The organism is Achromobacter denitrificans NBRC 15125, from assembly GCF_001571365.1.
Taxonomy (GTDB): Bacteria; Pseudomonadota; Gammaproteobacteria; order Burkholderiales; family Burkholderiaceae_B; genus Achromobacter; species Achromobacter denitrificans.
Genome location: NZ_BCTQ01000013.1, coordinates 21,429 through 34,602, shown reverse-complemented (window position 1 = coordinate 34,602; position 13,174 = coordinate 21,429). Strand labels below are relative to the sequence as shown.

Here is a 13,174-nt window from a genome sequence, read left to right as displayed (position 1 = left end):
AAGCCCCCGCGCATCGATGCCGATGCGCGGGGGCTTCGCGTCAGGGGCTTGCGGGCCGATTATTCGCCGAACTTGATGCCCTGGGCCAGCGGCAGCTGGCGCGAATAGTTGATCGTGTTGGTGGCGCGGCGCATGTAGTTGCGCCATGCGTCCGAACCCGATTCCCGGCCGCCGCCGGTTTCCTTTTCGCCGCCGAACGCGCCGCCGATCTCGGCGCCCGAGGTGCCGATGTTCACGTTGGCGATGCCGCAGTCCGAGCCCGCCGCCGAGAGGAAAGTTTCGGCTTCGCGCAGATCGTTGGTGAAGATGGCCGAGGACAGGCCTTGCGGCACGCCGTTATGCAGGGCCAGCGCCTGGCTGAAATCGGTGTAGCGCATCACGTAGAGGATGGGCGCGAAGGTTTCGTGGCAGACCACGTCCGTCTGGCCAGGCATCTCGGCGATGGCGGGGCGCGCGTACCAGGCGTCGGGGTATTCGTCCTCCAGCACGCGCTCGCCGCCGGTCACCTTGCCGCCTTGTTCGCGCGCCGCCTTGAGCGCGGCCTGCATGGCGTCGAACGAGGCGCGGTCGATCAGCGGGCCGACCAGCGTGGTGCCGTCCAGGGGATTGCCGATGGGCGCGCTGGCATAGGCTTTGTGCAGGCGCTGCAGCAGCTCGTCGGCCACGCTCTCGTGCACGATCAGGCGGCGGGTGGTGGTGCAGCGTTGGCCGGCGGTGCCGATGGCGCCGAACACGATGCCGCGGGCGGCCATGTCCAGGTCGGCCGTGGGGCCGACGATGATGGCGTTGTTGCCGCCCAGTTCCAGCAGCACGCGGCCGAAACGCTGGGCCACGCGCGGGCCCACCTGGCGGCCCATGCGGGTCGATCCCGTGGCGGAAACCAGCGCCACCGCGTGCGAATCCACCAGCGCTTCGCCGATGTCGCGGCCGCCGATCAGTACTTCGGACAGGCCGGCGGGCGCGTCGCCGAAGCGTTGCGCGGCCTGGGCGAAGAGGGCCTGGCAGGCCAGGGCGGTCAACGGCGTTTTCTCGGAAGGCTTCCACACCACGGCGTTGCCGCAGACCAGGGCCAGCGCGGTGTTCCACGACCACACGGCGACGGGGAAGTTGAAGGCGCTGATCACGCCCACCACCCCCAGCGGATGCCAGGTTTCCATCATGCGGTGGCCGGGGCGCTCGGAGGCGATGGTCAGGCCGTACAACTGGCGCGATAGACCCACCGCGAAGTCGCAGATGTCGATCATTTCCTGCACTTCGCCTTCGCCTTCGGCGATGATTTTTCCGGCTTCCAGGCTGACCAGGCGGCCCAGCTCGCGCTTGTGCTGGCGCAGGATGTCGCCGAACAGGCGCACCAGTTCGCCGCGCCGGGGCGCGGGCACGTCGCGCCATGCCAGGCTGGCCTGGCGAGCGCGCGTGATGGCCGAATGGGCCTGCGCGACTGTGTGCTCGTGGACCCGGGCCAGTTCGGCTCCATCGATCGGACTGCGCGCGCTCAGCGTTCCGCCGGTCAGCGAGTCGGGGTTCAGCCCGAGCGCTCGCAAGATGTCTTGGGGGGTATCCATGCCGGTTCCTTCGCTTAAGGGTTATGCCTAAGTGGCGATCCTGGAAAAAAATTTACTATACGAAACTCCAGCCTGAAATGCGAAACCTTTTTGGTCGCCCCTCCGGCGCGTGGCCGTATGCGCGGAGGCAGCCCGGCGCCAGGCACGCGTGAGCGTCCGGCGTCCTCACTATCCCAGGGTGAAACCGTGGCGGAACCGTTGTTGGTTGTCCAGGCAGTCACCAAGACCTATCAGCGCGATGGGCAGGCCCCGCATCGGGCGCTGGACGGCATCGATTGCCAGCTCGGCCGCGGCGAGGTCATGGTGGTGGTCGGGCCGTCGGGTTCCGGCAAGAGCACCCTGCTGCGCACACTCAACGGGCTGGAGACCATCGACAGCGGCGCCATCCGCGTGGACGGCGTGTCGCTCACCGACCCAGCCACCGACGTCAATCGCTGGCGCACCGAGGTCGGCATGGTGTTCCAGCACTTCAACCTGTTCCAACACCGTACCGCGCTGGACAACGTCGCGCTACCCCAGCGGGTGGTGCGGGGGCGCGGCCGGGCGGAGGCCGAGCGCTACGCCCGCGACCTGCTGGGCCGAGTCGGCATGGCCGACTACGGCGAGCGCTATCCCAGCCAATTGTCCGGCGGCCAGCAGCAGCGCGTGGCGATCGCCCGCGCGTTGGCCATGGATCCCAAACTGATGCTGTTCGACGAGGCGACCTCGGCGCTCGATCCCGAGACCGTGGGCGGCATCCTGGAACTGATGCGCGCCCTGGCGCGAGACGGCATGACCATGGCGGTGGTGACCCACGAAATGGGCTTCGCGCGCGACGTGGCCGACCGCGCGCTGTTCATGGATGCCGGCCGGATCGTCGAGATGGGCACGCCCGACGACGTTTTCTGCCACCCCAAGGAAGCGCGCACCCGCGCCTTCCTGGAAAAGATTCTGTAGTCCCAGCAGCAAAGAAGCAACGAAGCGGGCCGTCCGCGCAGGGCGCGGCGCCCGAGGGTAACCAGGCCGGTCCGGCTGATCCGGGCGCTGCCGGCGCGATGTGCTTTGCCCGGAATGACATGGGTCCATTCACCACAAGGGGTTAGCGATGCTGAAAATCAAACAATGGCTGGGCGTGGCCGGCTTCGCCCTGGCGGCCGCCACGGTCGCCGCACCGGCGCAGGCCGACGAACTGGCGGACATCCTCAAGCGCGGGGAGCTCCGGGTCGCGGTGCAGACCTCCGGACCGCTGATGAGCTTCATGGACAAGACCGGCAAGCGCACCGGGCTGGCCGTGGAAGTGGCCAAGCGCATGGCCGACGACCTGGGCGTGAAGCTGGTGCTGCAGGACTACGAGTGGAAGGGCCTGATCCCGGCGCTGCTGTCCGGCAAGGCCGACATGGTGGCCGCCGACATGACGCCGACGCCGCAGCGCGCGGCGCAGGTGCTGTTCTCGACCCCGATGTTCTACGCCGAGACCGTGGCCGTGGTGCCGAAGGATTCTCCCTACAAGGCCTATGGCGAACTCGACAAGGACGGTGTCACCGTGGGCGTCCTGGGCGCCAGCACCTACGCCGAAGTGGGCAAGAAGATGCTGCCCAAGGCCACCATGAAAGAGTTCTCGGGAGGCAGCGCGCCGGTGGGGCAGGCCTTGTCCAGCGGCCGCCTGGACGCCGGCATCATGTCCATGTCCACCGCCAACCAGTTCCTGGTCGACTTCGGCAACCTGCGGGTGCTCGACGGCATCATGGTGCGCGAGCCCCTGGCCTTCGCCGTCGGTCCCAACGCCATCCGCCTGAAGTTCTGGCTCGACAACTGGCAGACCCTGAAGACCGCCGACGGCACGCTGCCCGAACAGGTGAGGTACTGGTACTCCACCGACTGGAAGAAAGACCACTGAGCCCATGGACTGGCTGATCGATTTCTATAACTGGCGCATCGTCAGCCAGTACACGGGCCAGTTCGCCACCGGGCTGGGCAATACGCTGATCGCGGCGGGCGCGAGCCTGGTGCTGTCGGTGCTGGCGGGCATTCCGATCGCGCTGGCCCATATGTCGTCGCGGGGCGCCGTGTGGCGTCCCGTGGCGGCCTACGTGCAGTTCATCCGGTCCACGCCGCTGCTGGTGCAGATCTACCTGGTCTATTACGCGGTTCCCATGCTGGTGCCGGGGGCCAAGGGCTGGAGCGAGATGCTGCTGGGCATCATCGCCATGACCCTGCATCACGCCGCCTACATGAGCGAGATCATCCGCGTGGGGATCGAGTCCGTGCCCCGCGGCCAGATCGAAGGCGCGAAAGCCTGCGGCATGAACTACCACCAGCGGCTGCGCTACGTGGTGCTGCCGCAGGCCTTCGCCAATACCTTGCCGCCCCTGCTGGGCCAGACCGCCGTGCTGATCAAGGACACGTCCCTGCTGTCGCTGATCACGGTGTTCGAACTGGTTGCCGCGGGCGTGCAGATGAACAGCGACCGCATCGTGCCCAACGAGAGCTTCCTGACCATCGCCGCGGGCTATCTGCTGATCTACGGCGTCATGCTGCTGCTGTCCCGGGGCGTGAGCCTCTGGCTGGCCGGTCCCGCCTGGAACGCGAGGTGAGCATGCTGGATTCCTATCTTTCCACTGCGGGCGTCGTGCTGCCCTTCCTGCTGAAGGGGTTCTGGGAAACCCTGAAGATCTCTTTCGTGGCCATCATCGCGGGGTCCCTGCTGGGCTTCGTCATCGGCGTGATCCGCAGCTACCGCATCCGCGGCGTGCACCAGCTGCTGGGGCTGTACATCCACATCCTGCGCGGCACGCCGTTCCTGGTGCAGCTCTATATCTTCTACTTCGTGCTGCCCAGTTCCGGCATCGAGCTGCTGCACTGGGATTCCGGCACGGCGGCCTTCGTGTCGCTGTCGGTCTATACCTCTTGCTACGTGGCGGAAATCGTCATGGGCGCGATCCAGGCCGTGCCGCGCGGCCAGACCGAAGGCGCGATGACGCTGGGCCTCAAACCCTTCCAGATCCTGCGGCTGGTCATCCTGCCGCAGGCCATGCGCCTGATCGTGCAACCCATGAGCGGCGTCTACGTCATGCTGATCAAGAGCACTGCCATCCTGTCGGTGGTGGGCATCACGGAACTGACGCGGCAGGGCGAGGTGTTCATCATCACCTTCCCGGCCAAATCGCTGTTCATCTACGGCATGATCGCCGCCATCTACTTCATCTACTGCTATCCGCTGCTGCGCCTGGCCAACTGGCTGGAGAAGCGGCTGACCGGCGGCCTGCAGGGCGCGGGCCTGCACTGACACGGGGCACCATGGCATCCGAGTACATCGATACCTACTACCGGCGCACGCTGGCCGACGCCGATACCTACTACCCGCCGCTGGCGGGCGCGGACAGCGCCGACGTCTGCGTGGTGGGGGGCGGGCTGGCCGGCCTGTCGACCGCGCTGGAACTGGCCCGGCGCGGCCGCGGCGTGACCTTGCTGGAAGGGCGGCGCATCGCCTGGGGCGCCTCGGGCCGCAATGGCGGCTCGGTGTCGCCGGCCTTCTCCGCCGGCGCGGACGCGATCCGGCGGCACGTGGACGAGGACCACTACCGGCAACTCTACCGGCTGTCCATGGAAGGCGTGGAGATCATCCGCGCCAATATCCGCGACCTGCGGATCGAGGAGGCGCGCAAGGTCGACGGCCGCCTGCGGGTGGTGCGCTACGAAGCGACCGACGCGCTGCGCCAGTGGTGCGACGACCAGCGGCGCGACTTCGGCCGCGACGTGCGCTTCCTGAGCCGCAACGAGGTCCGCGAGCGGCTGCTGTCCGACGTCTACTTCCAGGGCGTCGACGATCCGACCTCCTTCCATTTCCATCCCCTGAACTACGCCCGCGCGCTGGCCCGCGAGTGCGCGCGGCTGGGCGTGCGCATCCATGAGGATTCCGCCGTCGCGCAGGCCGAACTGAACGGAGCGGTCAAGCGCCTGAAGACCGCGCAGGGCCAGGTCGACGCCCGCAGCGTGGTGCTGGCCACCGGCGGCTACACGGATGGGGTGGTGCCGGCGCTGCGGCGGGCCATGCTGCCGATCGCCACCTACATCATGCTCACCGAACCCCTGGGCGACCGAGTGCTGTCGGCCATCCGCAGCACCGCCGCCATCGGCGACGACCGCCGCGCCGGCAACTATTACCGGGTGCTCGATGGCGGACGCATCGGCTGGGGCAGTAGAATCACCACCCGTGTCGATGACCCGCCCGACCTGGCCGAGTCCCTGCGCCGTGAACTGCTGTCCGTCTATCCCCAGTTGCGGGGGGTGAAGGTCGAAGCGGCATGGTCGGGGCGCATGGCCTACGCGCGCCACTTGATGCCCCAGATCGGGCAACTGGCGCCCGACGTCTGGTATTGCACCGCGTTCGGCGGGCACGGCATGAATACCACCTCGATCGGGGGCCGGGTCGTCGCCGAGGGGATCACCGGCGATACCCAGCGCTACAAGCTATTCGCACCCTTCGGGCTTGCCTGGAACGGCGGCGGCTTCGGCACGGCGGCGGTTCAACTAACTTATTGGTCTTACCAGGCGCGCGACTGGTGGCGGGAGCGGCGGTCGCGGGCATGACAGGGTGTACAGATGGAAGGCAACAAACAGAGCGTATTGGCACAACGGCTGCGAGCCCTGCGCCAGGCGCGGACCTGGACCCTGAAGCAGGCGGCGGCGGCCACCGGCGTGTCCGCGTCCACGTTGTCCAAGATCGAAAACGGCCTGCTGTCGCCCACCTATGACAACCTGATCAAGATCGCCGCGGGCCTGGAGCTGGACGTGGCCGAACTGTTCACGGCGTCCGACGCCCACATGGGCACCGGACGCCGCAGCCTAAGCCGCCAGGGAGAAGGGCGCCAGTACGAAACCCCGTACTACGACCACCGCCTGCTGTGCACCGCGCTGTCGCACAAACGCATGATGCCGTTCCATACCCGCGTGAAGGCCCGCTCCTTCGAGGAGTTTCACGATTGGAGCCGGCATCGCGGAGAGGATCGTCTACGTGCTGGAAGGCGAGGTCGAGCTCTATACCGAGTTCTACGAACCCGCCCGCCTGAAGGCCGGGGAAAGCTTCTACATCGACAGCCGCATGGGCCACCGGGTGATCAGCCTGAGCCGGGAAGATGCGATCGTGCTGTGGGTATCCACGCACGCCGACCTCGGCGAAGAGTAGGGCGCGGCCCCCTGTCGCCGACCCCTATGCGGGCCGGCCGCCCAAGCCGGCCGCAACAAGGTAAAATGCGGCGCCCGGATCGCTTCCGGGCCATCGCCACACCGCGCGGCAGTAGCTCAGCTGGATAGAGCACGGGCCTTCTAAGCCTGAGGTCGGGGGTTCGAGCCCCTCCTGCCGCGCCATAAACAATAATTAAATCAATGGGGTGCTTTCGGTGTTTGGGCGGCGAGCTTGCGCCTGAACTTGCGCCGGTGCCGAAACGACGCCGGCCCACTCTCCGAGGCTGCGGGCACGGCTGATGATGCTACTTGCTTGCGTCTCGGCCAGAGGTGGCTATGTCGATCCGCGCTTCCAGGCAGCGGATGAGGACGACGAACTTGGAGACTCCATTATTGGCAGGAGGGCGTGGGTCGATGCGCACTGAACCTCTTGTCGCCTAAAGCGGCTGTGGCACTGTCGATGAGCTTTTACTGAAAGCTACAAATGAATTCGATCATTTCAATTGCGTCGATAACTACTACAAAATAATACGTCGCGCCTCGGTTAATTAAAAGGGACGGAAGATTTCAAGAAAAATCTCACGGCTGGATGCCTAGGTCGTGAGCAGAATCTTGTCCGCGGCCTCACTCGGATCGCGCGGACAAGAACCGCACACTTGCGATCTGTCTGCGGAGCACTAAGCGTGCGCACGTTCACATGTGCACCGGCTGGCCGCGGTAATTCCTAGCATCGCAGACTGAATTCGATCAGTTGCGCGCCAACGGCGGGTGGTTCTCTCTGGGGAGCTATCCGCTGTTTTCTCTCAAAACGGCGCTTATGCGGTGCGTACCCCCCTTTGTTGATGTGCCTTCTGTATTCCACTGGTGGAAGCAGCTGGCCTATAGATTCTGAAAGGACGCAATGACATTACGTCAGAATGCGATCTACCTCGCGCTTGTTTCTTCGCTTCTGCCCGCCTATCCGTCTCACGGCGCCGAGACGGACATTCCTCCCCGCAAGAAATCGACCACCACCGACACCGTCATAGCCGACGGTATCGATGTTGTTATCGACAGCGCTACGATCCGGACCGCGAATGACGGCACGTCCGGCCTGCATGTGCTTAACGGCGGCTCCATCGCGACGGGTGGAAGTCTGGTATCGACTGCGGGCCGCGGCGCATACGGGGTATGGGTGGACGGCCGTGGCAAGGCCAATATTCACAATAGCTCTATAACGACCCACGGTGACTATAGCCACGGCATATACGCGTCGGGCTTCGGCGGCAACAGCAAGATTTTTGTTGGCGACTCCTTCATTGAGACTACGGGCGAGGGTGCGTCCGGCCTTCAGGCATCTGGTGGCACGGTGGACTTGAAAAATGTCGGTATCTCGACACGTGGGCAGTATGCCAACGCACTGGTTCTTCATCAGGTCGATCTATCTGCCAGCGGCACGGATTTATTTGCCGGGCAGGGCGTTGGGTTGGTCGCCACAGGAAACAGTCGGCTCTCCTTCACAGGGGGCAGCATTCGCGCCGACAAGTCCGCCGTGGTCATCGATGACGGCGGCTCGCGCTCCGTGGTCAGTTTTCGAGACACCGAGATATCTTCCGGCGCCTTGGGCTTTGTTATTAATGGAAGTTCCGATGTATCTCTTGAGCGAGTGCGGATCTCAATCAATGCCCCGGAGGATGATCTATCGCTGAAAGCAGGCGTGTCCATGACGGGGCCCTCCAAAGTCTCCTTGATCGATTCGGACATTCGAACTACAGGAGAAAACGCGAACGGCGTTTTCAACTTCGGGGGGGACCTTGCGATAGAAGGCGGCTCTATCGGCACCCAGGGTTACGCCAGCATGGGCGTCGCCATGAACGGCTTATATGACACCGTCTCCATTGCCGCGAGGAACGTGGGTATATACACGTCCGGCGATTACGGCGCTGGCGCGGCAGCCTTGTTCGGAGGCAATCTGGTCCTGGATGGCAGCGCCATCTACACGGAAGGAAAGAACGCGTATGGCATCTGGGGGGAGGGCGGTTCGGTATTGGCCGCCAACACCGCGGTGACGACCAGGGGCGAAGGTTCCCACGGGTTCGTTGGTACCGACATTGCTCCGCAGCTGGATGGTGTTGCGATTCATACGTATGGCGCAGGCGCCAATGGCGTTTGGCTTTTCAGCACGGATGAGGATAGTCATGGCAGCTTTAGCCTTCGCGGAGGAAGCCGGGTTGAAACTGAAAATGCCGCAGCCATCAGAGTTAGCGGTGGCAGTCAAGATATCGAGCTTTCGGACGCCACCGTTATCGGGCGTGGTGGCGAAGGGATCTTGCTTCGAGTTGAAGCCCTAAAGGATTTGACGCCGGTTGAAATCCTGACGGATCCCAGCGCGTCCAGAGATGACCCCGTAATGGTGGGCATGGTCGCCCTGCAGGCCCAACGCAGCCAACTGATGGGTGACGTGATCGTGGAAAGCGGATCTGCCACCATCGCCTTAGGCGAAAATTCCGTATTGGTAGGGGCCCTTAAGGGGCACGGAGGCCATTCGGTGGACAGGTTATCCATTGACCGGACTAGCACTTGGTATGTGCGTGACAACTCCGACTTGGGAAGTCTGGATACGGCAGGAACGGTTTCGTTCATTACTCCGGACGACAGTTTCAAGGTGGTGCATCTGAGCGGCGATCTCACCGGCCATGGTTTATTTGCCTTCAGAACCAACCTGGGCGCTGGTCAAGGAGATCTGCTGCGCGTAAGCGGAACCGTCGAGGGCCAACATGAGGTATTGGTGGCCAACAGCGGCTACGAGCCTTCGAAAGAATCCGGGGCCTTGCGCATCATCGAGTCGGAAGGTGGCTCGGGCACATTCAGCCTTGCAAACCGGGACCAGGTTGCTGACCTTGGCACCTATCGGTATGCATTGATGACCGACGACAACATCGGCGGGCGCGCTACCGATTGGAGCCTCATGCCATCGCCAAATGGGGGAAAGAATCAACTGTCGACCACTGCCAACGCTGCCATCAACACGTCTTCGGCCAGTACTATGCAGGCGCTTTGGTATGCGGAAACGGGCTCCCTCATGCGGCGCATGGGTGAACTGCGGCATGGAAACGCCGGCGAAAACGTTTGGCTGCGCACTTTCGGCGAACGGCAGAAGCTGGACAACGGTGGCGCCCGGCCGTTTGATCAAAAAGTGCGCGGAATGCAGGGCGGGGCCGATACACGTTTCGAGGGTCGGGACGGTTTCTGGCACGTCGGCGGGTTTGCCGGATTGAGCTATGGCGATCGCCGCTTTGCCGACGAAGGGGATGGGCGCAGCAATAGCTATCATGCAGGCGCCTACGCCACCTATCTGGCTGACAGCGGTTGGTACCTGGACTCGGTACTCAAGGTCAATCGATTCGCCAATCGCTTTAACGTCACCACCACCGATGGCCGAGAGGTCAGCGCCAAAACAAGAACCGCTGCCGCCGGTCTCTCGCTGGAAGTCGGTCAGCGAGTTGAATTCGGGCAGCGGTGGTTTGTTGAGCCGCAGGGCCAGGTAGCCGTGGTACGAACGGGCAGTGATCGGTACACCGCGAGCAATGGTCTGATGGTCTCGGCCGAGGGCGGGACTTCGGTGCAAGTGCGGACCGGCGCGTTGTTCGGGAAGCGGTTCGAGTTGCAAGGCGACGGCTTCATCCAGCCATATGTCAAAGTGGGCTGGGTTCAGGAGTTGGCTGGCACGAGCAGCGTGCAAACCAACGGTATCTCCACTCGAACGGACTTGTCTGGCGGGCGGGCGGAACTCGGGTTGGGAGTTACTGCTTCCTGGTCGAATGCCCACAGGATCTACGCCGACTATCAATATTCAGGCGGCCAGCGTCTGGATGTGCCGTCCGCTTTTTCGCTTGGATATCGGTACGTTTGGTGAACTGTGCGAGCACGGCGTCAAATTTCGATGCGATTTCCCAAGGGGGGGCGCGCTCCCGCTCGCTCCGGAATTCCCTCCAGAGGGTGTCTCCACTTAGCTCCTCCCCATCTCGTGCTGGCATACGACCCAGTGCATGCGCCTACAGCTGATGGCGGGCTATTGGTCAGGGCTCTTGGCGGTAGCGCTTGCCTGCGGGCCTGCCCCTTTTGCCCGGGCCGGAGAGGGAAGTGGGGAAGGGACGGCCTAAGGGTTTCCCGGTTTGGTCGAGTCTGGACCGGGGGAACGATAGTCCGTATACTTCTTCGCAAATAATGCGTGACGCGCTACTGATGGATCGCAAAGATTCACAGTCCAAGAGGAGAGCACCATGGGCATCCCCCGTCGACTTCTGCCGCCAACTGCCATGCTTTTGGCGTTCGAAGCTGCGGCCAGGACCGGCAATTTCACGCAGGCCGCCCAGGAACTCAATTACACGCAAAGCGCCATCAGCCGCCAGATCCGCTCGCTTGAGGAGCGTCTGGGAACGGAGTTGTTCGTCCGGGGACGGCAGCGGGTCATCCTGACGCGCGCGGGCGTGAGCTACGCTCGCAGCATCAGCGATGCGTTGCGCCACATCAGCGAGGCTTCCTTGTCGGTGCAGGCGAATCCGCACGCGCTGTCGCTGCGCCTTGCGATGCTGCCCAGTTTCGGCTCGCGCTGGCTCATTCCCAAGATTCATATGTTCCTGGCGCAGCATCCGGATGTTTCCCTGAATTTCTCGGCGCGCGCCGTGCCGTTTGACTTTGAAAGCGAGCCTTTCGATTGCGCGATCCATTACGGACCCCTCACCTGGACAGGGACCGAGTCGGTACGCCTGATGGGCGAGTCCGTGGTGCCCGTGGCTGGCGCCAAGCTGTTGTCGCGCTACCGTTTCGAGCGGCCGGAGGATTTGCTCAAGGCACCGCTCCTGGTGCTGAGTTCCCGAGTCGGCTCATGGCAGCGCTGGTTCGAGCGCAATGGGGTGGCCTACGAGCAGGAAGAAGGGCTGATGTTCGACCAGTTCGATGCCCTGGTGGCGGCGGCCGAGGTCGGTCTGGGTATTGCCCTGGTACCGCGCTTTCTGTTTGCGGCCGAGATCGACAGCGGCGCCCTGGTTCCGGCCATCGACAGCGATACGCCTTCTGAACACGCCTATCATCTGGTCTGGCCGCAGGACCGGCGCGACAACTCCACCATGAAGTTGTTTCGTGACTGGTTGTGCCATCAATCGCGCCTGTTTGCCGGGGCCGAAGCTCCGACCGACCACCGACCCAAGGTCGGCGATCCGATGGTGGTCTGCTGAAGCTGTGCGCTAGGCGGCGCACATAACGATGTGGCGTTGCGCCAGCGCGCCGATCTGCGCGTCGTTCATGCCCAACATTTCCGACAGTACCTCGGCGGTGTGCACGCCAAGTGCAGGTGCGGGACGAGGTGCTTCGTGCCCGGTTGCCGAGAACTGCAGCGCCAGGCCGGCGGCCAAGTGGTTGCCGATGCTAGGCTGATGGATCATGGTCAGTAGTGGGTTGGCCATCAGGCTCAGGGGGCCGGTGTCCTGCAGACCTTGTTGCAGGCTTTGATAGCGGCTCCAGCACACGCCGTCGCGTTCGAAGCTGGCGATGATCTGCGCCAGGCTGTGACGACGACACCAGGCTGCCACCAGGTCAGCGATACCGTGCCGGCCCAGGAAGCGGTCGCCTTCCCGTCCGAAGTCCAGGCCCAGTTCGGTAGCCAGCGCATCCAGGGCGGCCTGCAATCCGGTGGACTTGCACAGCGCGCGCCATTGTTTGAGCGTCAGGCCGACGATCATGATGCGTTCGCCGTCGGCAGTGAGAAAGTCGCGCCCGAAGGCGCCATAGAGATAGTTGCCGTATTTATCGCGCCGCATGCCCAGTTGCGCTTCGGTCAGCAGACCCAAGTGCGAGGTCATGGCCAGGGCGGCGTCTTCCAGTGCCAGCGAGACGGACTGCCCCTGGCCGCTGGCGCGCCGGCTGCGTTCGGCCGCTAGGATGCCGATCACGGCCAAATGGCCCGTGATCAGGTCCCAGGCGGGCAGGACATGGTTGCAGGGCTGGTCATCGCCTTCCGGGCCGGTCAGCCCGGGAAACCCGAGCCTGGGATTGACGGTGTAATCGACGGCGGAGCGCCCCTGTCTGTCGCCGGTGACGGTAAGCTGGATGAGACGCGGACACCGCGCTGCCAGCACCGCGTAGTCGAGAAAGCCGCGCGCAGGGAAGTTCGTCAACAGGATGTTGCCGTTCTCCTCGGGCGCCAGGATCAACGCCTGCGCGAGCTCGCGGCCTTCCTGCGTCGCGGTGTCGATAGCGACCGACCTCTTGGATTTATTCAGGCCGTGCCAGAACAGGCTGGTGCCATCGGCCGCGACAGGCCAGCGGCGATAGTCCAGACCGCCTTGCGGCGGGTCGATACGGATGACATCGGCGCCGAGTTGCGCCAGCGTCAGGCCACCAAGGGGCGCGGCGACGAAGGCCGACAATTCGATGACTTTCAGGCCGGTCAGGGCATTGGGCAGGAGCAT

General features: G+C 64.1%; 9 protein-coding genes, 1 tRNA gene and 1 pseudogene. 9 read left to right on the top strand and 2 right to left on the bottom strand.

The features are described from left to right. Window positions 1-59 precede the first annotated feature (59 nt). Complete coding sequence (gene amaB, locus ADE01S_RS12845; protein ID WP_062682087.1) at window positions 60-1,562, bottom strand: L-piperidine-6-carboxylate dehydrogenase; 1,503 nt, start codon at window positions 1,560-1,562, stop codon at window positions 60-62. A 186-nt stretch (window positions 1,563-1,748) separates the two neighbouring features. Here amaB and ADE01S_RS12840 point away from each other — a divergent pair, with 186 nt between their 5' ends. The 9 genes and pseudogenes from ADE01S_RS12840 to ADE01S_RS12800 all read left to right on the top strand — a co-directional run bounded on the left by ADE01S_RS12840 (window position 1,749) and on the right by ADE01S_RS12800 (window position 11,941). After that, the gene (locus tag ADE01S_RS12840; protein WP_062682086.1) at window positions 1,749-2,498 is read left to right on the top strand and encodes an amino acid ABC transporter ATP-binding protein; all 750 of its coding nucleotides are present in this window, start codon (window positions 1,749-1,751) and stop codon (window positions 2,496-2,498) included. Between the two features lie 148 nt (window positions 2,499-2,646). Next, window positions 2,647-3,438 carry an ABC transporter substrate-binding protein gene (locus tag ADE01S_RS12835; protein ID WP_062682085.1) on the top strand — a complete coding sequence of 264 codons (792 nt, stop codon included), beginning with the start codon at window positions 2,647-2,649 and terminating at the stop codon, window positions 3,436-3,438. Window positions 3,439-3,442: 4 nt separating this feature from the next. Continuing rightward, complete coding sequence (locus ADE01S_RS12830) at window positions 3,443-4,135, top strand: amino acid ABC transporter permease (RefSeq protein ID WP_062682084.1); 693 nt, start codon at window positions 3,443-3,445, stop codon at window positions 4,133-4,135. Between the two features lie 2 nt (window positions 4,136-4,137). After that, complete coding sequence (locus tag ADE01S_RS12825) at window positions 4,138-4,827, top strand: amino acid ABC transporter permease (protein WP_062682083.1); 690 nt, start codon at window positions 4,138-4,140, stop codon at window positions 4,825-4,827. A gap of 11 nt (window positions 4,828-4,838) precedes the next feature. Further along, window positions 4,839-6,131, top strand: a complete 1,293-nt coding sequence (locus tag ADE01S_RS12820; RefSeq protein WP_062682082.1) for an NAD(P)/FAD-dependent oxidoreductase — start codon at window positions 4,839-4,841, stop codon at window positions 6,129-6,131. A gap of 12 nt (window positions 6,132-6,143) precedes the next feature. After that, window positions 6,144-6,726, top strand: a pseudogene (locus ADE01S_RS12815) (helix-turn-helix domain-containing protein). Between the two features lie 105 nt (window positions 6,727-6,831). Continuing rightward, window positions 6,832-6,908, top strand: a tRNA-Arg gene (locus tag ADE01S_RS12810). 718 nt (window positions 6,909-7,626) lie between these two features. After that, entirely contained in the window at window positions 7,627-10,620 is a 2,994-nt protein-coding gene (locus ADE01S_RS12805; RefSeq protein WP_062682081.1) for an autotransporter outer membrane beta-barrel domain-containing protein, read from the top strand. Window positions 10,621-10,987: 367 nt separating this feature from the next. Beyond that, window positions 10,988-11,941, top strand: coding sequence for a LysR substrate-binding domain-containing protein (locus tag ADE01S_RS12800; protein ID WP_082775777.1), 954 nt, complete (start codon window positions 10,988-10,990; stop codon window positions 11,939-11,941). Window positions 11,942-11,950: 9 nt separating this feature from the next. Here ADE01S_RS12800 and ADE01S_RS12795 read toward each other — a convergent pair whose 3' ends face one another. Continuing rightward, window positions 11,951-13,174, bottom strand: a complete 1,224-nt coding sequence (locus ADE01S_RS12795) for a CoA transferase (protein WP_062682080.1) — start codon at window positions 13,172-13,174, stop codon at window positions 11,951-11,953.